Below are 22,564 nucleotides of genomic sequence, written 5' to 3'. Positions count from 1 at the left end.
TGTTAAGCCAACTATTCAGGATCTCCTTCCCCAGTCTCCTGGACAAGATAATCTAATTTCAGAACGCTGACAATTCCATTGTCCGACTTCCCGATTCCTTCAAAAAATGCGCTGCTCACAGTGCCTAACCGCTCCGGCGGATCCTGGGCGTCATGAATGCGTATAACCTTATTCACGTGGTCTACGAGAATACCCACCTTCTCGTCTGAACGGTTAATGACAACGATACGAGTACGCTTGCTATTCGGTTCATCCGCAAATCCAAAACGCTTGCGCAGGCTGATTACCGGAACAATTTTACCACGCAGGTTGATTACGCCCTCAACATAAACGGAGGTGTGCGGGAATTGGGTAATCTCCTGTATCCGGATAATTTCATGAATATCGTGAATCGGAATGGCATACCTCTCTTTGCCGATGCCAAGCTCTACATATTGAATAGATGTATCTAAAGCCATCTCACTTCACCTCATTCACCTGTATACTTAAGAAACCCGGAATGCGGACAACGATTCATTGAGCTGGTCTGTAGATTCCACCAATCCCAGTGAAGAAGATGCGGTCTGTTCGGCGCAAGCGGATACTTCCTGACTTGCAGCGGCGATACTTTGCACGGATTGCAGCACGTCCTCCGCCTGAGCGGCCTGCTCCTCGCTGGCTGCGGCGATTTCCGAGATCAACTGCGCGGTTTCGTTGACAATGCGATTGATCTTATCAAATGCCTGCGCCGCCTCCGCCGAGGATTTGACGCCAACTTCTACCGCAGAAGCACTTTTCACTGTATTCTCCTGCATCGTCTCAATAGTCAGGGCAATCTGTGAAGTAGCTTCTCCGCTCCGTTCCGCCAGCTTGCGGACTTCATCTGCGACTACGGCGAAGCCTCTTCCATGTTCACCCGCCCTTGCAGCTTCGATTGCGGCGTTTAGTGCCAGCAGGTTCGTCTGATCTGCGATATCGTCAATCAGATCGAGAATCTTGCCGATTTTCTTGGAATCCTCTTGCAGCTTGTACATCTGCTCACTTGCCACATTCATCTCATGGATAGAGGCTTCAACAACACGCATGTTTTCCGTAGTAATACCCGCTGTCTGCTGATACATAGCCGAAGCTTTCTCCGCATTCTGAGCGACTGAAGTTACTGCCATTGTCAGTTCACTCACCAGCATCGTCATGGTCTGGGCATCATTGGCTTGATGAGTACTGCTTCTTACCACTTCCTCGGTATTCAGTGAAATCTCCTGGGAGGCAATCGAGACACTTTGCGACAGCCCCACAGCCTTCTCAATCAGTACCCTAATATTACGGGTCATATTATTAATGGCGTCTGCTACCAGTCCAATTTCGTCTCTGCTCCGCAGCTTAATCGGTTCAATCGTTAAATCGCCGGCAGCCAGCTTCTCCATGACTTTACGGATGAGCTTAAAGGCACCGCTTATTTTACCAATGTAGATATAACCTAAAGTGAACGAAATGAGCAGCAACACGATACTAATCACAAGAATGGTCGTAAATGACTTATCAATGGCTTTCTCGGAAGTATTCACTTCTTGCTCCATGAATACCTCCACAATTCCTGATGCAGAATCCAGATGCCCGCGCGCCTCAGTGAACTGAGTCACATGAAGCAGTTCATTCGTGACTACTACCGTTCCTACAGTTTCAAACTGTTTGGCAATCCCATCTGCCCATTTCGCAAATTCTGCCTTTGAGTTAGCGATGTTAACTTGTATCCCATCGTTGTTCTCGTCCTTCAAATCCAATATCCGCCGGTCGTTTTGAGAATTCAGTATCCCTTCAACTATACCTAATCGTTCATTCACTTGTCCGACATTCTCGTTGAAAGCATCCAAGGCTTCCTTGTCTCTGGTTGAATAATAGAGCTGCGCCGCAGAATAGGCCTGATACATATCCCTGTCAGCATTGATCATATAGTAGGTCAATTGATAGCCATTATCATAGAGCACATGCTTTAGATTGTTATCGGATGACTTCACCAGGTGAAGCGATAAATAAGAAGTAATCCCCAAAGCAAGTATTGGAATTAATAGAACGGACAACAGCTTGATCTTTATCGAAAGGCTAAACTTCTTCATAGACCTTCCCCTCATTCCTGAAATTTAGAATAGTGAACCGATATCAAATATCAAGGCGACTTTCCCGTCTCCCAATATGGTGGCCCCGGTGATACACCTGCTCTTCCCTACATATCTTCCGACTGATTTCACAACGATGTCTGCATTTCCACTGAGCTCATCCACCATGAGCGCGATCCGCTTCTCTGCCATGCCAATAATAACAATCGGCCGATAAGGCTTCTCAATCTGATGTTTGTCCCACCCTAGGACCTCCTGCATATGCAGCAGCGGCAGGACTTCACCACGCAGGTTGATCACCGGTTCGCCACGGATCGAATCGACCTCTTCCGGCCTTACCCGGATAATCTCCAGAACATTGGACATGGGGAGGATAAAACCAGTTCCATTCACTTTGACCTGAAGTCCGGGAATAATAGCCAGTGTCAGCGGAAGACGGATATGAAACTCCGTTCCCTCGCCAATGTCACTTTGTATATCAATGATGCCATTCAGCTTCTCAATGTGATCTCGGACAATATCCATGCCCACACCACGCCCGGATATATCACTGACTGACTCCGCTGTTGAGAAGCCGGGCCTGAATATAAGACGCACTGCTTCACGGTCGGATAAATAAGCTGCCGCTTCATCGGTAATGATGCCCTTCTTGATTGCACTTTTTTTGATTCGTTCAGGATCTATTCCACCACCATCATCTTTTACCCGTATGACTACCTGATTACCCTCATGAGAAGCATGAACAGTTAAGGTCCCTTCCGGAGATTTACCGCACCGTATCCGCTCCTCTTCAGACTCAATTCCATGATCCACTCCGTTGCGAAGCAAATGGATAAGGGGGTCACTGATCTCCTCGATAACTGTCCGGTCAATCTCTGTTTCTCCACCGATCAGTTGCAAGTGGATCTCTTTGCCTAACTGTTTAGATAAATCTCTGACAATCCGAGGTAGACGGCTGAATAATTGCTCCACCGGCAGCATCCGGATCTTCATGACCTGTTCCTGTAATTCATGAATGACCCGTCCTAGGTGGTCACTCTGTCCGGTCAACTTGCCAAAATTATCATCGGCCTGGTAACGCCGTTCCATATCTCTGCTTGTCTGCTTAATGCCAACCTGATCAATCAAAAGCTCTCCCACCAGATTCATCAGTTGCTCCAGTTTCTCCACTTCTACACGGATGGAACGGACTTTTTTGCGGTCTTGTGATTGTTCGGGCTGGGAGGCTCGAGACAAGACAGGGGACACTTCATGTGTTTCTATAATCTTCGGTTCGCTCCCCTTTGACGCTTGAACTGATGGATTGAGTTCCACATCCTGAACATGTATGTAAGTCACATCCACCAAGGAAGATAGCGCTTCCTGAATCTCGGACTCCGTACGTTGGGTGATGAGAACCAATTGCAGAGCATTAAACCGGGAATCATCTTGCTCATCGGAGTGCTCATCCATAGGCGGATTCATGCACACGATTTCGCCAAGATCCGCAACATGACGATGAATTATTGTACTCCGGGCTACTTTCATGAGACAGCCCTTATCCAAGCCAACCAGAATATCGAATATTCCATGTCCCTGCTCTTTGCCTTCAAGACAACGGTAACGTTCATCCAGGTTCAACATCAGCGGTGATGGTGATTGTTGCTCCAACAAGGATTCTACTATCGACACGGTTACATTGGAGCCGCCCTCGCGATACCGGATGATCTTTCCGGCAAGCTTCGAAATATCCATTCCACCGGAATCCGTAGCGACCGCATCTACGAGCGCCTTGATCATATCTGCGCACTCCATAAGCAATTCGATAAGTTCAGGAGTGAGACCTAATTTATTATTGCGGAGCAGATCCAGCAGGGACTCCATCTCATGAGTAATCTCCTTAATACCAACGAAACCCATGGCAGCAGAAGAACCTTTCAATGTATGGGCAGCTCTAAAAAGGATCTGAATGGTTTCATGTTCTTCTATTCCCTGTTCCAACCGGAGAATACTCTCCTCCATAATTTGAATCTGCTCTTCAGCCTCTTCCATAAACACATCCATGAACTGGTTCATATCCATTGCAGCATCACATCCTATGGGGAACCACCCCTTAGTACCTTACAATCTAGTTATATCAACCAATTCTAGCGACAAAGTGATATAAATATTAAAAAGTCTGAAAAGAATGTGATAAAATCATAGATATAAGAACAACTGTGGAGGTTACCCTAGAATGGATAAACCTAAAATTCTTGTGGTTGACGATGATCGTGATATTCTTATACTCCTAAAGAAGCGTTTGGAGATCGAAGGATATGAGGTAATTACGGTTTCCGATGGTCAGGAAGTCATCAGTCATGTCAAGATCCATAATTTCGCATTAATCGTCCTGGACATCATTATGCCGAATATAAACGGTCTCGATATTTGCAAGTCCATTCGTGATCATTTCACTGGGCCCATACTTCTACTCAGCGCAAAGGACCGCGAAATTGACAAGGTGGTTGGTCTGGAATTAGGCGCGGATGATTATATCACCAAGCCGTTCAGTATCGACGAATTGACAGCACGGATTAAATCCCATCTCCGAAGAGAGAGTCGCAACGTCAATGTCAAAGCTCCCGCGTCTAACCAGAAGGTGTTTCAATTTGGTGAGATGATTATCAACGGTGAAACCTATGAGGTATCTGTACAAGGTGAGACGGTACACTTATCGGGGAAAGAACTGGAGATCCTGCTGCACCTGGTCCGTAACCGAAATCTTGTTCTCAGCAGAGAGCAAATCTACAACGCCGTTTGGGGATATGAAGATAATGGAGATATCAATACGGTAACCGTCTATCTGAAAAACATCCGCAAAAAAATCGATCCGGATCACCGCTTGATCAAGACAGTCTGGGGGATCGGCTACAAATTTGTGAATTAAGAAGAAACAGTTAAAGTATAAGGAGGAACTTATCCTTTCTTATATTTAAAAAGGTCGTCCCCGGAAACCGCCTGAAGCGGATCCCCGGGACGACCCTTTGTAATTTAATCCATCCATTTTCTTCTGATACCAATGATCTGCTCATAAATTTCGCTGAATGCTTGGACAATTACAGGATCAAAGTGGATTCCGCTTTGGCTCATGATTTCTGCCAAAGCTTCCTCTTCCGACCATGCCCTTTTGTAAGGTCTTTCTGAAGTCAGAGCGTCAAACACATCGCAAACTGCCACGATCCGCCCTTCAAGGGGAATTTCTTCTCCCTTTAAGTTTCTTGGATATCCGCTTCCATCCCACTTTTCATGATGAGTCAGCGCGATGCACTCCGCAAGAATCAACGTCTCATGTTGGCTTCCCGCCAAGAGCTCTGCCCCCTTAGTCGTATGCTGCTTCATAACCTCAAACTCTTCGGGGGTAAGTCTTCCCTTCTTTAACAATATCGAATCAGGAACCGCCAGCTTGCCGATATCATGCATGGCACTCGCATACTTCAGTTTATGGCAATAATCATCCTCCAAACCTAACTGCTTAGCCATTTGAAAGACATAATTGCTCATCCGGATCAAATGCCGGCCTGTCTCATCGTCTTTTTGCTTCATTGCATCAATCAGCCGCAAGACATACTCTTCCTTAAGCTCGGCAATTCGTACAGCTCGCTGTTGCAGCATAGCCTTTAACTGAGAATTTTGCAGCTCCTGGAGCTTGCGCTGGCGGCTCGCCTCTAGTAAATGGCGTACTTTGATGGTCACCTCCGTAGGATCAAAAGGTTTGGTGAGAAAGTCCCGGGCTCCAAGCTCCAGAGCCCGATGCCGTGATTCCGCATCTTGATATGCTGTGATTACCAGCAATGAATACAACAGCTGATGGTTCTGTTCGTGCAGTGATGTCATAATATCAAATCCGCTAACCACCGGCATATTCAAATCAAGCAGAAGAACATCCGGCATTTCCCGTTCTATCGCCTCAAGTGCTTGTGTTGGGTCATGAATCACCAATATATTCTGATGACCTTCCAGCCGAAACAGCTTCTCCAGCAATAGTGTATTCGATCTGACATCATCGATGATCATGATTTTTGGTGATTCTTCTATAGTCAGGAGATCCATATTTGACATCTACAGCACCCCGCTCTTCTCAAATCCGCCCTAGTCATTAGCCAAGAGGGATCAATAACTTAAATATACTTCCTTCTCCAACCGTGCTCGTTACCTCGATCTTTCCCTCCATCATCTCGAGCAGTTTATGGGACACTGTCAGCCCGATCCCGGTTCCTTCAACCTGTTTGCCTTCAAGCAGACGTTGGAAAGGTTCGAAGATCTTCAGCAGATCCTCGGATCGAATCCCGATTCCCGTATCCTTGATAACAATCGCAAGCTGATGTTCATCCACTGTATAAGCACTCACTGTTACCGAACCATCCGGCTTATTATATTTGATTGCATTTGAAAGCAAATTAAGGATGACCTGTTTGATCCTCATTCGATCGCAACGAATGGATTGTTCATACGATGGCTGAGCATTATTGTAGAGATGTATACCACTTAGAACAGAAATCGGCTGAACCCAGGCAAAGCACTCCTCCAAAACATCGCCAAAACGAACACTTTCCATAGTTAACGCTAAACGGCCGGATTCAATTCTGGATAAATCAAGAATTTCACTGATGAGCTCAAGCAAATGCTTTCCGGCTTTAATAATTTCTTGTACATTTTCCTGCTGGGACTCGGACAGCGGTTCAGAGGTATCATATTGTAGTAATTGAGCGAAGCCCAGTATCGCGTTCATCGGGGTACGCAGCTCATGGCTCATGTTGGACAGAAATTCTGTTTTCGCTTTGCTCGCTTTTTCAGCAATTTCCTTGGAACTGCGCATGGACTCCTCTGCCTGCTTGCGATCCGTTATGTCGCGGGATACCATGCAGACCCTCCGCACCGAATCATTTCTTTTGCGGATAAGTGTTAGATTTACCAGCATCCATCTTGGACCCTTACTCGTCTCCAGTGAATACTCAAGTTCCATCGTTTGTCCTGTATTTAGAACCTCGCTTAAAATATCGATAAATCGCTTGGCATCCTCCGGAGCTAACAGATCATCTATTCTGATCCCCTCTAGCTTTCTTGCAAGATCGAGGTTGAATTTTTTGTCTACAGTCCATACTTTTTCAATGTTTCCATACTCATCGATTTCAGCAATAATATCATCGATGGATTGAATCATCGCATTCATATCCGCTTCCCGGCTTTCGAGTGCGTCTCTGGCTTCAGTCAAGGCCGAGTTAGTAACCCCCAGATCTTTACCGACCCCAACCAGAATATGGGCGGTATCCCTGATTTCATTCACATGTATATCTGGCGTCTGCTGTTCATAGTTCCCGTTCCCGATCTCAACCGCAATCATATTAATATCCATAAGCGGCTGTGAAATCCGTTCGCTCATGACCTTGGCCCGGCGGTACAAAATAGTAAAATAAATAACATAAAAAAAGATAAGTCCAAGAATCATCAGTATTCCGATTTCCGTCAGCTCATGCTTCAAGTGGTTAGGACCTGCAAATATCTTGTCCTCAGATGCCAGCACCATAAGCTTCCACCCGGTATTCTCAACAGATGCCCAGGCGAGGATCTGCTTCTTATCACCGATTGTGACTTCACTGAGTCCGGATTTATTGGCGGTAATCTGAGGATAAAGACTTTTTAGGTCTTTGTGATAGTAGAGATTGAATTCATCCGGCTTAAAAGTGTCCTGCTGCACCGTCTCCTGGTAATTATGAGAGGTTAGCTCCTCAATTCCAAACAACTGCTCAGCCTGCTCAGGCATAGCTAGAATACTGCCATTATTGCTGATCAGCATTCCGAGTCCATCCCAAGGAATATCCATCTCCAGTACCTGATCTTTAAACGTTTCCACGGTAACATCTATCCCTACCACACCCTGCAGAACATCACCTTTATATACAGGTGCAATAGAAGATGCCAACCATCCATTCCCTGCGGGATCGAGATAGGCATCGGTCCATGTTGCTTCTCTTGTCGGATTGTGAGTCATATCCGCTTCATAATAGAAGTTAAATGTGGGAATATCCATCTTTGGGGCGTACTGCGAGATCACATCGAAATACGGATAAATAATATTTAAAGAGTCAGAACTATTGTAATATACCGCCGCCGCAAGCGGTTCTCTATCAATAATCCCCTTCATGAATGGCTGAAGTACGAGCAGACTGGCAACCTTCTTTTTCTCTTGCTCTCCGACCTTTTGGATTCCGCTGTAAAATACAGCAGCTCCGCCGGAAGCACTGTCAGCCTTCGAATAATATACTCCGTCTGAATTCATCGTCAGGCGTCCCGCGTCTTCCTCTGATAACTTCATTCCAAGCCTGAGCACGTCAGAAATGGAATCCCGGTATAAGTTAGTCACCAGGGAAATACGGTGGGTCTGATTCTCGATGAGCGCCGCCTCTTGTGAAGCAACGACTTGCATTTCATTCAGCACTTCATTCTTCATAATAAGTGTCTGCCGTTCCCGTGACCACTCATTGGTCACAAAGTAAATGCCGATGAATACAAGCTCGACAAGCACCAGGGGAACGACAGTCGACTTAATATAAGTTCTCCATATCCACTGAAATAAAGAAATCGGTGTATTGGCGTTTCTTCCCATTTAGCTTCCTCGTTTCTAACGTTCCGATGGCTTGATATATACCACCAAATTCTGCAAATAGTTCTGCAGTTGATATCGACATATCTGAATACGCTCCAGGTCTTGAAGAGCCGCAGATTCTTCCAGGGACCGTCCAATATCTGAAATTGAACGTAAGCCGTAGCCGCCTCCACTTCCTTTCATAGAGTGACCTATCCGCTGAATAGACTCGAAATCACGCTTCACTAGTGCATCCGTAATACTGAGCAAATCCTCTTTCCGATGCTCAAGGTAACCCGGAATAAGTTCCCCTATATCTTCATCCAGCCAAACCTCAACCCGTTGACCAGTCATGTCGCTAGCCTCCGATCTCATGCAATTCGCCATGTCCATAGCGACGAATCATTTCAAACAATTGCTCCCTGAAGATCGGCTTTTCCAGGAAATCCGTGCATCCTGCATCACGACAGGCTTTGCGGTGCTCCTCAAAGGCATGGGCGGTAAGCGCGATGATCGCCGTCGGCTTAAGACCCTCAGCTATTTCCCATGAGCGTATCTTTCTGGTTGCTTCATATCCGTCCATCATAGGCATTTGGATATCCATAAACACCATATTGTAAAAGCCTTCCTTGAACATCTTCACCGCTTCTACTCCGTTAACAGCAACATCGACGCGGCAATCCATTTTTTTGAGGAATGCAATGAACAAGTTCTGATTATCAATGTGGTCCTCGGCTAATAAAATACTCAACTTCCGGGCACTCAATAAACCTGAATCCTCCGGAGAAGACAGCTCAAAGGGTAGTTTTACAACAAAAGTTGACCCTTCCCCCTGCTTGCTCTGATAAGATATCGTACCCCCCAGAGTTTGTACAAGCTTCCGTGAGAAAGCGAGCCCGATGCCAAGACCGCCGTATTTTCTTGTAGAGGATGGGTCCAGCTTGAAAAATGGCTCAAAGATGTCTTCTTCTGCTTCCTCTGGAATCCCGATCCCCGAATCCTTAATCCGGATCTCGAGCCATAACATCCCGGTTTCCCGATGCGGACGTGCAGCCATAACCACTTCGATAAATCCACGGGGAGTGAACTTCAGTGCATTTTCTAGTAATGTGGCTGCAATCTGCATTAGCCGGCGAAAATCTCCGATAACCCGTACATCGTACAGCTGCTCATCCTTCATTCGGAATTCCAAGGACTTCTGCTCGATAATACTACGATATTTCGCTTCCAGTTCCACCCCGATTAATTGAAGATTGAAAGGAAGCTTCTCAACATGCAACCCGCCGTTCTCCATCGCAGAATAATCCAGAATCCGCTCGACTAAATATAATAGATTCTCGGACGAGTTCTTTAGTATACGGGCTTCCTCCGAGGTAAGCTCATTATTCTCCTGCAATTGTGCAATACCCATAATAGAATTCAGCGGAGTACGAAACTCATGGCTGATCATGGCCAGGAACTCATCCTTAGATTGATTCGTCCGTTCCAAGGCTTCTTTATTAAGAAGTAATTGATGTTCACTTTCCTTGTGTGCAGAAATGTCGGTAAACGTAAGCATGATCAGATCATCAAGGCTGCTGATTACACACCGGTAATACCGCATTACGCCTTCTACTTCAAGCTGCATCTCCTGTTCGACTGCTTCATTACCGGATATAATGCTGAAGATCAGTTCCTTATAGGCATCCAGTTGCGGAAGAACAGCGTGTTCCAGATTGGCAAACAGTGCAATTGCGGCATCATTCATCATAACAGGATGTAATTGCATCTGCTCTGGACGCATCACAATAACGGCATCTTTCAAATACTGGAGCACCTGCTCGAGTATATTGCGTGATTGCTGCTCGCTCTGCATTAATTGCCTGCGTTCGGTCACATCTGTTTGAAGCCCTATATAATGAGTGGTGATCCCTTTCTCATCTTTCAGAGCTGAGATCACAAGTTCATTCCAGAACGGCTCGTGATTCTTCCGGTAATTTAGAATTTCTACGTTAACCCTGACATTCTGTCTAAGGGAGTCCCGGATGAGTTCAACAGTTTCTTGTTTCGTATCTTTGCCTTGAAGGAAATTGCAATTACGTCCAATGACTTCGTCAAACGTATATCCTGTGATTTTAGTAAAAGCACTATTCGCATAAATAACGGGTCTGCCCGGCAGCTGTGCATCAGCGATTATAACACCAGTACCGACATCTCTAACTGCCCGCTCGTACAGATTCTTCTCGGCGATCATATCCCGAAGTGCACTCTCCGTCGCCTGATACGTCCTGATCAATTCCAGGCGTTTGCCTGTCGAAAGGTAAATCACTACACTGGCTGTAAGGAAGATAACGAGTGAGAATACCGTCTGCTTGATATCCCCGGTAAAGAACACGAAGATAATCAGTTCCAGCAGAATAGCTATCATATAAATCCTCAGCTGCCTGAGAGAAGAAATGACCTGGCTCACGGCAAAATACATCATCAGGATCGTAATCAGCAGCATGGTGTCGTAATGGTACTGCATAAGAGAGATGAAAGCCGATGCTGAAATAAACCAAAGATATCCGAATAACCATGGATCCGGATTTGATTTAACTCGCTTCATCCGGAAGCTGGCCACTAGCAGCAGCGAGCCTATAAGGAGTGTGAGAATTTCAATCAAATCCAGGCTGGGATCAGCCGGATTCATCCACGCTGCAACTCGTCCCATAACCAGAATACTTATTAATGATAAAACTATATACAGGCGCATGACTTTCAATTTGTTCATGAACAGCTCTCCCCAACAATACAATACCCGGCGCGCGCTCATCACTCACCCAAAGAGAGGTGTAGAATAAGGGTCAAATCGCCGGCATAAACCGGAATGCTAATAAAACTGCTGCTTGTTCTTAGATTGCTTTTCCCTTCGTGCAGTACCGGAGGTGTAATATTCGTGTTCATTTGAAGATCATTAAAGGCCGAGCAGCAGGCGGCGCCTACCCAATTGCCGAATTCCCCAAATGCACTCCACCCCATATCATCGATACTATCCACCGTAAAACCGCACATGACACTGACAATTCCTTTCAGGACTTCATAGTCCATACTCAGAATGATTTCACCGCGAACATCCCCCGTCATTCCAACCATCACAGCTACGCTATCCGTATGAACCGATGATTGCTGAAGAAGTGGCTCCCCCGACCGGAAACTAAGGCCTAGATACTGCGTTAACACCTTCTCCAAACCGGAAACTACAGCATTTATTTGAATATCCTGTATACTCATCATATCGGCATCTCCTTCCATTTTTATTATGAAATTTGTTTCTGAACGGATGCTAACAGGCGCTCAATCTGAAAGGGTTTAACGACGAAGTCCTTCGCTCCCGCTTTCAAGGCCTCCATGACCATGGCCGACTGTCCCATAGCACTGCACATAATGATCTTGGCACCAGGATCAGCCTCAAGAATTCTCTTCACAGCCGCCACACCATCCATATCCGGCATTGTAATATCCATGGTCACCACATCCGGTTTGACCTGCTGATATACCTTGATGGCCTCGGCTCCATTCGCTGCTTCCCCTACAACTTCATGACCATTGGATTCCATCGCCGAACGTACCATTAATCGCATAAATGCAGCATCATCTGTAATCATTATTCTCGCCATATTTGAACACTCCCTGTCTTTCAATCTTCTTGATAAACTTATTCTAGAATGAAGTTCTAAAGGGAACATGACGAAATTATGAAAGAAAAATAAAAAAGATGAAAATTTAAGGTAAAAGCAACTGTGCTCTGTCGGAGGCGCTCCAAGGGCGGACTGTTGCTGCAATCGCTGTTGTCTTCGGATGTGTTGAATAAGTCTCAGAGACAGCTTTTACTCAAAAGGAGGATAGAGCAGTACAAAAAACGCCTTATAAATAGCGGGTACCCCGGCTATTTATAAGGCGTTTCTCCATAAAAGACTATAATTACTTTACGCTCCGTAGAAACCGTGCAACACCTGGACCATCTCCGGCTTGATGTTGATATCAGGGCGTCTGTCCTTAGCTAAGCGCATGGCTTCGTCCACGTTCGGGGCCAAACCGAGCTCAATCAAGAGACCGCTGGCGACGGTGCCTGTCCGGTTGCGGCCGCCGGCGCAGTGGAAATAGACGGTCTTGTTGTTTGTGACGGCATCCTTGACCGCGAGGATTGCAGCATGGATATAACCTTCCTGACCCCCTTCGTCCTCGACAATCGGATAATGATGACGGGTCACATGTGCCGGGAAGCCTTCCGCCTCTGTGCCGGTATCTCTCAGATCAAATACGTCTGTGATTTCCCGTTCCCGTAGGGCATCCAGCAAAGCTGCTTCTCCGCCGATATATACTTTTCCAGCAATCAGTTCATGATAGTTGGCCATTCTTTATTCCCTCCGCTCTTACTCGCCAGTCTCGGCAAAATGTTTGATCCGTTCCCCGACCTGATCGCGGACACGCTGGAACACGGCCCATTTCTCTTCATCGGTTCCTTGCGCTTTGGCCGGATCATCGAATCCCCAATGCTCCCGTTTCACCTTTGGAGGTGTTACCGGGCATTTGTCGGCGGCGTCGCCGCACAGCGTGATTACAAGGTCTGCATTGTTCAGCAGATTGGAATCAATAATATCCGAAGTCTGCCCGGTAATATCAATACCCACTTCATTCATAGCTTGTACCGCTTTAGGATTCAATCCGTGTGCTTCAATACCAGCGCTGTAGACATTCCAGCTGTCTCCGAGATATTGCTTAGCCCAGCCTTCAGCCATCTGGCTCCGGCAGGAATTCCCTGTGCATAAGAAGTAGATAGTTTTCTTGTCCATGTGTGATTAGCTCCTTTAAATTAGAAAATGGTTAATCGTAGGTAAAGTCCCAAAAGGGTAATAAACAACGTTGGAATCGTTAATATAATCCCTGTTTTAAAATAGGTGCCCCAGGAGATCTTCACGCCCTTGGATGACAGAACATGCAGCCAGAGCAAGGTGGCCAGTGAGCCAATTGGGGTTATTTTCGGCCCAAGATCGGAACCGATGACATTCGCATAGATCAAGGCTTCTTTAATAATCCCGCTGGTATGTGTGGCATCAATGGCCAGTGCATCAATCATCACTGTAGGCATATTGTTCATGACCGATGAGATGAACGCGGCAATGAAGCCCATACCCATCGTTGCAGCGAACAGCCCATGATCAGCAGCAGCTTTGATTCCATCCGCCAGAACATCCGTAAGCCCGGCATTACGCAGCCCGTACACGACGACATACATCCCGATGGAGAAGAACACAATCGCCCATGGGGCCCCCTTGATCACTTCTGTTGTTGGTACAGCTGGGCTTCTTCTCGCCATCAACAGGAAGAAGATTGCGATCACTCCCGCCACAATGGAGACCGGAATGTTCAGGAATTCGCTGACAAAGTACCCCACCAGAAGTACACCGAGCACAATCCAGGATAGCTTGAACATCTTCTTGTCTTTAATGGCATCGGCAGGTTTCTTTAGCTGCGAGCTGTCAAACCGTCCTGGAATGCTTTTTCGGAAGAAGAAGTAAAGGACCATGATGCTCGCCGCCAAAGAGAACACGGTTGGAATAATCATATGTCCCGCATACTCCATGAAGGTGATTCCGAAGAAATCGGCGGACACGATATTCACCAGATTACTGACAACAAGCGGCAATGAGGTCGTATCGGCGATAAATCCGCTGGCGATAATGAACGGGAATACTTTCTTCTCGTCAAAATTCAGCGCCCGCATCATCGCGAGTACAATCGGGGTAAGGATCAGCGCCGCACCGTCATTGGCAAAGAATGCAGCTACCACCGCGCCAAGCACCGTGACATAAACAAACATCCGCAGACCATTGCCATGTGCCGCTCTCGCCATATGCAGGGCAGCCCACTCAAAGAATCCGATTTTGTCCAGAATTAGTGAGATTAGAATGATCGCGATAAACGCCAGCGTTGCATTCCACACAATTAAGGTGACATCCTTAACATCACCGAAGCTGACCACACCTGCAATCAAAGCAAGTACAGCCCCGCCGCAGGCAGAGTATCCGATCGATAAATTCTTCGGCTGCCAGATGACAAAAACTAGTGTAATTAAAAAGATGATGCTTGCCAGTATAACTTCCGACATGTACTGAGCCTCCATTACAATTCAAGCATTATTATATAACTATATGGTTATATTCGAGTCATAAAAAACATTGCGTTAATCACATGAAGCAACAACATGCGCTTTGTTAAGCTGCGCCAGAATGGTGCGGGAATCCGGCATTTGATCAAGTACGGCCTGGATATAGGGCTTATCTTCAACGTTTAATGAATAGTGTACCCATTGTCCACGTTTGCTTTCTTTAACAATGCCCTGACTTTTCAGCTTTCTTAAATGCTGACTGATCGCCGGCTGGGAAATATCGAAGATATCAACAAATTCGCACACGCACCACTCCCGTTCTTTGAGCAGCGAGAGCATCGCAAGACGCGTCTTGTCCCCGAGCAGCTTCAAATCATCCGAAATCTCTGTAAGTGTCTCCACGCCAGTTCCTCCTCCCTGAAGTATATAAGCTAATGGTTATATTCTAATAGCGAGACTGCAGTAAATCAAGAAAAATAATAGTTGCACATTGCAAATGGTTAGCGTATAACTAAATCATGAGGTGAAGGAAATGGAAAATCCACGTGAATTATTTCAAATTATGACCCGCCGGTTTGGGTTGTTGAACAAGAACTGCTGCAGTATTGGCGGGTGTGATATCTCCTTGGTGCAAAGCCACCTGCTATATGAGATTGACCGTCAGCATAACCCTTCCATGCAGCAGGTTGCCGAAACTTTAGGCACCGACATCACAACTTTCAGCCGTCAGGTTCAATCGCTGGTTAAGATGAATCTTATCAAGAAGACACCCGACCCGTCCGACCGTAGAGTATTTACCCTTTCGCTGACCACCGAAGGGAAATTCGTGGCGACAACGATTGACCAGCAAATGAATGATTATCTGGAGGAAGTTTTTTCCTTTATGAGTGAATATGAGAAAGAAACCGTGCTTCGATCGGTGAAGCTGTTCAATGAGGCCATGGGGAAATCAAGCCGCTGCTGCGCGCCCGTAACCGGGTGATTTCTCTTGATCTATAGTTGCACATTGCAAATAAAAAAACAAGAGGAGTGTTCATTTATGAACGACAAGCTGACCAATGACCAGATCCGCCAAACCGTAAGAAGCCGGTACCGGCAAATTGCTGTAGAACGGGTATCCACCAATCCAACACGCAGCTATAGTGAAGGCGCCAGAAGTTGCTGCTCCACGCCGGTAGATTTTAATGAAGTGTCCAGCAAGCTCGGCTACTCCTCCGATGAATTAACCTCTGTTCCTGAAGGGGCGAATCTAGGTTTAGGCTGCGGGAATCCACAAGCCATTGCAGAACTGCAGCCTGGAGAAACTGTGCTGGATCTGGGCAGTGGCGGCGGGTTTGACTGCTTCCTGGCATCCCGGCAGGTGGGTCCATCAGGCCGGGTCATCGGTGTAGATATGACTCCAGAGATGATCACACGGGCACGCGGTAATTCCCTTAAAGGCGGCTTCACCAATACCGAGTTCCGTTTAGGTGAAATCGAACATCTGCCAGTTGCAGACAATACGGTAGACGTCATTATCTCGAACTGCGTAATTAACCTCTCTCCCGACAAGCTGCAGGTATTCCATGAAGCCTTCCGAGTATTAGCGCCCGGCGGCCGCCTGGCCATCTCCGATATTGTCACGACCACAGAGCTTCCTCCGGAAATCCGGAATGATATGAATGAACTGTATTCCGGTTGTATCTCCGGCGCTTCATCCATGTCCGATCTGAGGACTATGCTGGAGACAAGCGGCTTCAGCCAAATTTCAATTGAGCCCAAAGACGAATCGAGGTCTTTTATCAAAGATTGGGTGCCAGGCGCGAATGTCGATGAGTATATCGTCTCTTCTGTAATCAAGGCGATTAAAGCTTAAGTTAAACTGTAAATCCACGAATCCGCTAACTCTACACGTGAAATGCAGGAGGAATGAAGTATGATAACGAGCCTTACAATCCGTGATGCAGCCTTGAACGACTTGGACTGTATCCTTCGTATCTATAATCAAGGTATCGAAGACCGGATCGCCACACTGGAGACCGAAACCAAAGACCAGGAATATATGGAGAAGTGGTTTGGGGAGCATCAAGGGCGCCATAGCGTATTGGTGGCAGAAACCAATGGCGAAATCACCGGCTGGGCTGCGCTGAATCCTTATTCTCACCGCTGTGCATATAAAGGAGTAGCCGATCTTTCAGTCTACATTGACCGCGGCTTCCGTGGTCAGGGTATTGGTTCCTCCCTTCTTGAGGCGCTGGAAGCCAAAGCTAAAACCAATGAGTTCTATAAAATCGTGCTCTTTACCTTCCCCTTCAACGCACTGGGCCAAGGACTCTACCGCAAGCTGGGTTACCGCGAGGTCGGTATCCTGGCGAAGCAAGGGGTAATGGACAATCAGCCTGTGGATGTGATGATTATGGAGAAACTGCTATAGCCGTAAATACACAAAACAGGCTCCGGAGATAACTTCCAGTGGGGCCTGTTGTTTGTTTTTATCATTCTATAAATGTACAATATACAACATCCTAATCTTTCCAAACTTCCATGCGAAGAGGTGCCAGATGCATCAGTTCAACGAAATTTTCATTCAAGTTCTGATTTTGCTTGCGATTTCAATGGGAGTTATTGCTGTTGCCAAAAAAATAAATCAGCCGTACTCCATCGCGCTGGTTGTGGTCGGCCTGATTCTGGGTGTCATCCATGTGCCTGTGCTTGAAGAGGCTGAAGCGTTTATTACTCAATCCCACGTATTCCAGACAATCATTATTTCTTTATTCCTGCCGATATTGCTAGGAGATGCCACTTTGAAGCTCCCTGTATCTCATCTTCGTGAGCAGAGTAAGCCGGTGCTGGCTTTGGCGTTGGGCGGGACGCTGCTTTCTTTTCTGATCATCGTCGTTTCCATGCACTGGCTGGTGGGACTTCCCTTGGTTGTTGCCTTCACCTTTGCCGCACTGATGAGCGCCACCGACCCGATCAGCGTGATCTCGATCTTCAAATCGCTGGGCGTGCCGAAGAATGTGGTCACGATTATTGAGGGGGAGTCGCTCTTCAATGACGGAATTGCCGTTGTGCTGTTCCAGATTTCTTCCATTTATCTTCTTTCCTATATGGAGATGGGCTGGGCAGGTGTAGGCAGCGGAATTCTACTGTTCTTGAAATTCAGCCTTGGCGGGATTCTGATCGGTGCCATCATGGGATATTTGTTCTCGCAGCTGATCCGTTTCTATGATGATTACCCTCTGGAGATCGGCTTCTCCATGCTGCTGTTCTTCGGGAGCTACTTTATTGCAGAGCATTTTCATGTATCCGGCGTAATTGCCGTAGTCGTTAGCGGCCTAATCTTCGGGAGCTATGGTGCAAGAATCGGCATGTCCGAAACCACATACACGAATATCAACTCGTTCTGGGATGTCATTACACTGGTGGCCAATTCCTTGATCTTCCTGATGATCGGGCTTGAGATTAAGAATATCAGCTTCTCCGACAAATGGGGAATCATTGCCTCCGCTATCCTGATTGTCCTTCTCGGAAGAACGCTTGCGCTGTATGCAAGTCTCGGTTTCCTGAAGAAGTTCCCTGCCTCTTGGAAACTCATCCTGAACTGGGGCGGGCTTAAGGGAAGTCTGTCACTCGCGCTGGCACTAAGTCTGCCGATGTCCTTCGAAGGCAGAGAGAACATTCTGGTGCTAACCTTCAGTGTAGTCTTATTCTCCCTGCTGGTTCAGGGCTTGTCTATCAAATCGCTAGTGAAGAAGCTGGGATTGGCGAGTGGATCGGAGCCGCAGGATACAGGGCACTAAATACATTCCGAACATTTGAATCCATACATTATCAAAAACAATGGGTGTATCGGCAGCCATAGGACTTGGCTACCGGTACACCCTTGCTCGTATTATAATTGCGGAATATCATTCGGATTACTGGCTTCCGCCGGTCTATCCAATAGACCGCCAATGCCGTAATCCTTCAGGTTCTTAATAAACTGCAGCGCTTCAACCCGGGTTAATGCCTGATCTCCTTCAAAGCTTTGAATGCCGGCTTTATTCGGGTTTTTGCCTTCCGCTAGACCAAAGGCTAGCAGATAGCGGATAGCATTGTCGCCGCTGAAGTTAACACCTTCTGTCGATGAGATCAGTTCAGCCACCTGTTTGCGGAGGATGACCGTATTTCTTACTTTCAAATCCGTGAAGCTTCGCACCGGGTAATTCAGCTGTTTGGCTCGGGCGTAATAGATATCCGACCAGGTTATAGATGGGACAGCAGCCAGATTAGGCTCAAAAGAACGAAGCAGCATGGCCAAGAACTCAGCCTCGGTAACTGTTTTACCTGGTTTAAACGATCCATCATCATAGCCCTTGATGATTCCGCCCGTAATCCCCCACTGAACCGTTCCCTCATACCAGGCTCCTGCTTTAACATCATTGAAGGCAGTTGTCCCTGCCGCTTTGACGTTCTGCGGGACGTATCCAACAATCAGTGCCAGTGCGAGAAATAAGGAACATGCCGCACCTGCCATCGATTTAAATTTCATATAATTGCTCCCATCTGGTTAGTAGAATTCATGCTTTCCGTCTTTGGTTACCTTGTGGTGAACTCCAGCATAATTGGGTTCTTCAGCTCGTACGCTGTTCCTGAGCCCGGACTCGGCTTGCCTTTAACCGACTTATCAATGAGGATCGTAAAGGTTTCATGTACAGGGAATGACCCTTGCCCCGGTGTAATAAGAATCCGGTTGAAGACTACCCTGATGTTCACTCCCTCTACCGGCTCACCTTTACTATTGAGGACAAAGATATTCTCTCCGGGCTTAATTGATGAAACATCGATCGTTTTGAAATTTGTGCTCTTCATGGCAATCTGCAGACTAATGCCAATAGGTGCGGCAGATCGAATCTCATTTTTGGCTGGAACATCTTTAACTCCCATCGTTTCTTTGAGTTCATTCAACTGCTGCTGGAATTCCTTGCGCTCTTCAGTATCGTTTAAGGCCAGCACAGCCTGCTTCGCTTTAACAAAGTCCGAAACCGTATGCGATTCCTCGGCGTCCCCGAGGACCGATTCTACATCCCCGGATGACTTCTTATCCTTGTCCTGAGCCGTTGGTGCAGCTATAACTGCAGTTCCTCCGCTTGGGGCAGGAGTTGGATTCATAGGAAGAGATATGACACCGCTGCCCGGAAGCGAACCACCGGGATCCGGAGTACTTGGAGCTGTCACGACTGGCTGCGTCACAACGGATACGGCCTGTGTATTTGCCTTAAGTGCCACTCCAGCCGAAACATTACTGCTGGCGTCTACGGTTTTAACAACGATGTTGTATTCGGTATCCGCGAGAAGGTCTGTCAGCTCAAACCCTGATGCAGAGGTTTCTCCAGCCGCGCTTCCGTTCAGATAGACTTTGACTTTGGAGAAATCGGCATCCGCCGGATTACTCCAGCTCAGCTTAATCGTGCTAGTTGTGCTTTCATCCGCTTTTAGACCTGTAACTTCTGCTGGTGGCGTTAGGTCAATTACAGCTGTTTCAGCATAAGTCGCCTCTGTTACGCTTACACCTGCCGATTCATTACCCGTCAGATCTACAGATTTCACCGCAACGGTATAAGAGGTGCTCGGCAGCAGGGCATTTACCGTGTAGGTCTGTTCCGCTGTCGTGCCTGCCTTTACATTGTTCACATAAATATTACTCGCGGCGAAGTCCGATTCTGCTGGATTGGACCATGCCAGAGAAAGAGAACTATCCGTTTTGTCGGTCACCTTCAGCCCAGTCACGTTACTTGGAGCTGTTATATCCTTGCTGAATGTAAGAGAGCCAAACCCAAACTCAATATCCCGTCCCGGCGTCCCCAGATCGACAGCATATTTTCTGATTTCTTCTCGAAGCTGGACATTGGTCATTGATGGATATTTCTGCTTAAGCAGAGCCAGCATGCCCGTTACGTGAGGAGCCGCCTGAGATGTACCGCTTGCCATCGCATATCCCTGTGTACCGTTAAACTCATAAGTGGATACAATATCCACTCCGGGAGCGGCCACCTCTACTTCACTTCCGGCGGACGAAAAGCTGCCTCTGGCATTACTGCTGTCAACCGCTCCGACAGCGATGACGCTGTCGTATTTTGCCGGATAGTTCACTGTATTTTGGCTAACTGGTTTACCTTCCTGGCTGTTTCCTGACGAAGCGACCACAAGAATGCCTTCACTGTAGGCGCTGTCTACCATCTGTTTCAGAGCCAGAGAATCTTCATCCGTTCCGAGTGAGAGATTAATAATGTCCATGTGGTTCTTGATCGCCCAATCCACACCCTCCAAAATGTCCGCAAGGTTGCCTTTTCCTAACTGATTCAATGCTTTGACAGCATATAACTGCACATCCGGAGCGACTCCGACCATGGCAACACTATTATTGTTAGCCGCGATAATTCCTGCAACATGAGTACCGTGTCCGTTATCATCGGTATAGCTGGTGGTATAATCCACTGTTGAAATTCCGCCAGCAATATTCAGTTCACTGTGCAGAAAAATACCGGAGTCTACCACAGCTACCTTAACTCCTGTTCCCGTGTAGCCCTCATCCCACATGGCCGTAGGATGAACCTCCTGGAAACTCCACTGGGATTGCTCTGCCGGAATGACGCTCGTGACCGCATTGAAGCTTGAGTCTGTCATTTGAAAAACCGTATTGCGCTCAATATAATCAATGTTCGGATCGTTCATCAATGCATTGAGATCGCTGCTAGTCACCGTAGCCGAAACCGCAGGGATGCTCTCAAATTCGTACCCGACATCCACACTTTCTTCAAGAATAAGGTCTTTCCCCTCCTCATTCTTGTACACAACAATAACTTCCTGCTCCGTTCCTGGCACCGGTCTCTCGACCGCATAAGCCATTTGGGAGTTCGCGAATAGGAATAGAGCTGCTAATGCGACAGCCAATCTATTCATCTTCTTTTTTATATTCATAGGGGTCTCTCCTCAATGAAAGAATAGCCAAAGGGACGACGACTCATAGACCATAAAGTTTGGATGATAGAATATCGGCTAAAAACAATTTTAAATTTAGAATTTTACAAAAAAAAGATATAAAATATGTCAGGAACATTATCAAATCACAGGCCAAACCAAGTACAATTATATAATCTCAATGAAAAGGATGTATTCGAATGAAAGAGCTCCACCGAATGATACATAAAGATGTCCAAAGCTTGGAAGGCAGTGTATTTGAACGTAGAGCTGCCAGAGGTATCATCCTAAGAGGCTCAGACATCCTTCTTTTGTATACCAGAAGATACAATGATTACAGCTTTCCAGGAGGAGGTTTGGAGCCCGATGAAGATCTGTTCGCAGGGTTGCGCAGAGAAATGTACGAGGAGACTGGGGCCACCCAAGTTGAAATCGTTCATGAGCTGGGATACATCGAGGAATACTTGCCTTATTACAAACCCGAATTCGATATGCTCCATATGATCTCTTATTATTTCGTATGCAGAATAGAGGAAGAACTTGGCGAGACCCGGCTTGAAGACTATGAAATCAATAACGGAATGTCAGCCGTATGGGTAAATATTCACGAGGCGATCCACCACAACCGTCAGGTGATTGAGAGCCGGGAAGCTTCCATGGGTTTAGCCGTCGAACGGGAGACGTTTGTGCTTGAGAAGGTTGCCCGGGAGCTGCTGAGTACGCCAGCTTGAACCTTCAACGATCTGACAGCCGGAAACAATCAAAAAAATCCCAATAAGGCGTATGCCCCATCGG

The 22,564-nt window shown here is 46.9% G+C and carries 21 protein-coding genes; 6 read left to right on the top strand and 15 right to left on the bottom strand.

The genetic code is table 11. The features are described from left to right. Window positions 1-11: 11 nt before the first annotated feature. The 3 genes from ACAN55_RS09300 to ACAN55_RS09290 are packed head-to-tail and all read right to left on the bottom strand — an operon-like array spanning window position 12 to window position 4,154. On the bottom strand, window positions 12-458 hold the full coding sequence (locus tag ACAN55_RS09300; RefSeq protein WP_379131168.1) for a chemotaxis protein CheW: 447 nt from the start codon (window positions 456-458) through the stop codon (window positions 12-14). A 27-nt stretch (window positions 459-485) separates the two neighbouring features. After that, window positions 486-2,093 carry a methyl-accepting chemotaxis protein gene (locus tag ACAN55_RS09295; protein WP_379131166.1) on the bottom strand — a complete coding sequence of 536 codons (1,608 nt, stop codon included), beginning with the start codon at window positions 2,091-2,093 and terminating at the stop codon, window positions 486-488. A 24-nt stretch (window positions 2,094-2,117) separates the two neighbouring features. Beyond that, window positions 2,118-4,154, bottom strand: a complete 2,037-nt coding sequence (locus ACAN55_RS09290; protein ID WP_379131164.1) for a chemotaxis protein CheW — start codon at window positions 4,152-4,154, stop codon at window positions 2,118-2,120. A gap of 154 nt (window positions 4,155-4,308) precedes the next feature. Here ACAN55_RS09290 and ACAN55_RS09285 point away from each other — a divergent pair, with 154 nt between their 5' ends. Further along, window positions 4,309-5,001, top strand: a complete 693-nt coding sequence (locus tag ACAN55_RS09285; protein ID WP_379131161.1) for a response regulator transcription factor — start codon at window positions 4,309-4,311, stop codon at window positions 4,999-5,001. A 104-nt stretch (window positions 5,002-5,105) separates the two neighbouring features. On the opposite strand, the gene ACAN55_RS09280 is transcribed toward ACAN55_RS09285, so the two are convergent. The 10 genes from ACAN55_RS09280 to ACAN55_RS09235 form a co-directional block, all read right to left on the bottom strand. Next, a complete protein-coding gene (locus tag ACAN55_RS09280) occupies window positions 5,106-6,164 on the bottom strand; it encodes an HD domain-containing phosphohydrolase (protein WP_379131159.1) in 1,059 nt (352 codons plus the stop codon). Between the two features lie 46 nt (window positions 6,165-6,210). Next, complete coding sequence (locus ACAN55_RS09275; RefSeq protein WP_379131156.1) at window positions 6,211-8,718, bottom strand: sensor histidine kinase; 2,508 nt, start codon at window positions 8,716-8,718, stop codon at window positions 6,211-6,213. 15 nt (window positions 8,719-8,733) lie between these two features. Further along, complete coding sequence (locus tag ACAN55_RS09270; RefSeq protein ID WP_379131154.1) at window positions 8,734-9,051, bottom strand: Hpt domain-containing protein; 318 nt, start codon at window positions 9,049-9,051, stop codon at window positions 8,734-8,736. A 4-nt stretch (window positions 9,052-9,055) separates the two neighbouring features. Beyond that, the gene (locus tag ACAN55_RS09265; protein ID WP_379131152.1) at window positions 9,056-11,449 is read right to left on the bottom strand and encodes an ATP-binding protein; all 2,394 of its coding nucleotides are present in this window, start codon (window positions 11,447-11,449) and stop codon (window positions 9,056-9,058) included. 41 nt (window positions 11,450-11,490) lie between these two features. Continuing rightward, window positions 11,491-11,952 (bottom strand): chemotaxis protein CheX, encoded by a 462-nt coding sequence (locus tag ACAN55_RS09260; protein WP_379131150.1) that lies wholly within the window; start codon window positions 11,950-11,952, stop codon window positions 11,491-11,493. A gap of 23 nt (window positions 11,953-11,975) precedes the next feature. Beyond that, window positions 11,976-12,335 (bottom strand): response regulator, encoded by a 360-nt coding sequence (locus ACAN55_RS09255; RefSeq protein ID WP_379131148.1) that lies wholly within the window; start codon window positions 12,333-12,335, stop codon window positions 11,976-11,978. Window positions 12,336-12,644: 309 nt separating this feature from the next. After that, entirely contained in the window at window positions 12,645-13,073 is a 429-nt protein-coding gene (locus ACAN55_RS09250; RefSeq protein ID WP_379131145.1) for a protein-tyrosine phosphatase family protein, read from the bottom strand. An 18-nt stretch (window positions 13,074-13,091) separates the two neighbouring features. After that, window positions 13,092-13,511: an arsenate reductase (thioredoxin) gene (gene arsC / locus ACAN55_RS09245; protein ID WP_379131143.1), complete on the bottom strand. Its 420-nt coding sequence runs from the start codon at window positions 13,509-13,511 to the stop codon at window positions 13,092-13,094. 20 nt (window positions 13,512-13,531) lie between these two features. Further along, entirely contained in the window at window positions 13,532-14,827 is a 1,296-nt protein-coding gene (locus ACAN55_RS09240; protein WP_379131140.1) for an arsenic transporter, read from the bottom strand. Between the two features lie 75 nt (window positions 14,828-14,902). After that, window positions 14,903-15,229: an ArsR/SmtB family transcription factor gene (locus ACAN55_RS09235; RefSeq protein ID WP_379131137.1), complete on the bottom strand. Its 327-nt coding sequence runs from the start codon at window positions 15,227-15,229 to the stop codon at window positions 14,903-14,905. Between the two features lie 130 nt (window positions 15,230-15,359). On the opposite strand from ACAN55_RS09235, the gene ACAN55_RS09230 reads away from it, so the two are divergent. The 4 genes from ACAN55_RS09230 (at window position 15,360) to ACAN55_RS09215 (ending at window position 18,609) form a co-directional block, all read left to right on the top strand. Further along, entirely contained in the window at window positions 15,360-15,809 is a 450-nt protein-coding gene (locus ACAN55_RS09230) for a MarR family winged helix-turn-helix transcriptional regulator (RefSeq protein WP_379131135.1), read from the top strand. A 57-nt stretch (window positions 15,810-15,866) separates the two neighbouring features. Next, window positions 15,867-16,682, top strand: coding sequence for an arsenite methyltransferase (locus ACAN55_RS09225; protein ID WP_379131133.1), 816 nt, complete (start codon window positions 15,867-15,869; stop codon window positions 16,680-16,682). 63 nt (window positions 16,683-16,745) lie between these two features. Then, a complete protein-coding gene (locus ACAN55_RS09220; protein WP_379131450.1) occupies window positions 16,746-17,240 on the top strand; it encodes an arsinothricin resistance N-acetyltransferase ArsN1 family A in 495 nt (164 codons plus the stop codon). A gap of 127 nt (window positions 17,241-17,367) precedes the next feature. Next, window positions 17,368-18,609, top strand: coding sequence for a cation:proton antiporter (locus ACAN55_RS09215; protein WP_379131131.1), 1,242 nt, complete (start codon window positions 17,368-17,370; stop codon window positions 18,607-18,609). 92 nt (window positions 18,610-18,701) lie between these two features. Here ACAN55_RS09215 and ACAN55_RS09210 read toward each other — a convergent pair whose 3' ends face one another. Continuing rightward, window positions 18,702-19,340, bottom strand: a complete 639-nt coding sequence (locus tag ACAN55_RS09210) for an S-layer homology domain-containing protein (RefSeq protein ID WP_379131129.1) — start codon at window positions 19,338-19,340, stop codon at window positions 18,702-18,704. Between the two features lie 47 nt (window positions 19,341-19,387). After that, window positions 19,388-21,769 (bottom strand): S8 family serine peptidase, encoded by a 2,382-nt coding sequence (locus ACAN55_RS09205; RefSeq protein WP_379131126.1) that lies wholly within the window; start codon window positions 21,767-21,769, stop codon window positions 19,388-19,390. 218 nt (window positions 21,770-21,987) lie between these two features. On the opposite strand from ACAN55_RS09205, the gene ACAN55_RS09200 reads away from it, so the two are divergent. Then, window positions 21,988-22,500 carry an NUDIX domain-containing protein gene (locus ACAN55_RS09200; RefSeq protein WP_379131123.1) on the top strand — a complete coding sequence of 171 codons (513 nt, stop codon included), beginning with the start codon at window positions 21,988-21,990 and terminating at the stop codon, window positions 22,498-22,500. The last annotated feature ends 64 nt before the right edge of the window (window positions 22,501-22,564 follow it).

It is taken from the genome of Paenibacillus oryziterrae (genome assembly GCF_042610485.1).
GTDB lineage: Bacteria > Bacillota > Bacilli > Paenibacillales > Paenibacillaceae > Paenibacillus_AQ.
Note: the sequence above shows the minus strand (reverse complement) of the source record. Positions and strands in the feature narration are given on the sequence as shown.

Excerpts from the sequence above, each read along its gene's own strand:
- ACAN55_RS09300 (WP_379131168.1), bottom strand. The coding sequence starts at position 458 with ATGGCTTTAGATACATCTATTCAATATGTAGAGCTTGGCATCGGCAAA.
- ACAN55_RS09295 (WP_379131166.1), bottom strand. The coding sequence starts at position 2,093 with ATGAAGAAGTTTAGCCTTTCGATAAAGATCAAGCTGTTGTCCGTTCTA.
- ACAN55_RS09290 (WP_379131164.1), bottom strand. The coding sequence starts at position 4,154 with ATGGATATGAACCAGTTCATGGATGTGTTTATGGAAGAGGCTGAAGAG.
- ACAN55_RS09285 (WP_379131161.1), top strand. The coding sequence starts at position 4,309 with ATGGATAAACCTAAAATTCTTGTGGTTGACGATGATCGTGATATTCTT.
- ACAN55_RS09280 (WP_379131159.1), bottom strand. The coding sequence starts at position 6,164 with ATGGATCTCCTGACTATAGAAGAATCACCAAAAATCATGATCATCGAT.
- ACAN55_RS09275 (WP_379131156.1), bottom strand. The coding sequence starts at position 8,718 with ATGGGAAGAAACGCCAATACACCGATTTCTTTATTTCAGTGGATATGG.
- ACAN55_RS09270 (WP_379131154.1), bottom strand. The coding sequence starts at position 9,051 with ATGACTGGTCAACGGGTTGAGGTTTGGCTGGATGAAGATATAGGGGAA.
- ACAN55_RS09265 (WP_379131152.1), bottom strand. The coding sequence starts at position 11,449 with ATGAACAAATTGAAAGTCATGCGCCTGTATATAGTTTTATCATTAATA.
- ACAN55_RS09260 (WP_379131150.1), bottom strand. The coding sequence starts at position 11,952 with ATGATGAGTATACAGGATATTCAAATAAATGCTGTAGTTTCCGGTTTG.
- ACAN55_RS09255 (WP_379131148.1), bottom strand. The coding sequence starts at position 12,335 with ATGGCGAGAATAATGATTACAGATGATGCTGCATTTATGCGATTAATG.
- ACAN55_RS09250 (WP_379131145.1), bottom strand. The coding sequence starts at position 13,073 with ATGGCCAACTATCATGAACTGATTGCTGGAAAAGTATATATCGGCGGA.
- arsC (WP_379131143.1), bottom strand. The coding sequence starts at position 13,511 with ATGGACAAGAAAACTATCTACTTCTTATGCACAGGGAATTCCTGCCGG.
- ACAN55_RS09240 (WP_379131140.1), bottom strand. The coding sequence starts at position 14,827 with ATGTCGGAAGTTATACTGGCAAGCATCATCTTTTTAATTACACTAGTT.
- ACAN55_RS09230 (WP_379131135.1), top strand. The coding sequence starts at position 15,360 with ATGGAAAATCCACGTGAATTATTTCAAATTATGACCCGCCGGTTTGGG.
- ACAN55_RS09225 (WP_379131133.1), top strand. The coding sequence starts at position 15,867 with ATGAACGACAAGCTGACCAATGACCAGATCCGCCAAACCGTAAGAAGC.
- ACAN55_RS09215 (WP_379131131.1), top strand. The coding sequence starts at position 17,368 with ATGCATCAGTTCAACGAAATTTTCATTCAAGTTCTGATTTTGCTTGCG.
- ACAN55_RS09210 (WP_379131129.1), bottom strand. The coding sequence starts at position 19,340 with ATGAAATTTAAATCGATGGCAGGTGCGGCATGTTCCTTATTTCTCGCA.
- ACAN55_RS09205 (WP_379131126.1), bottom strand. The coding sequence starts at position 21,769 with ATGAATATAAAAAAGAAGATGAATAGATTGGCTGTCGCATTAGCAGCT.
- ACAN55_RS09200 (WP_379131123.1), top strand. The coding sequence starts at position 21,988 with ATGATACATAAAGATGTCCAAAGCTTGGAAGGCAGTGTATTTGAACGT.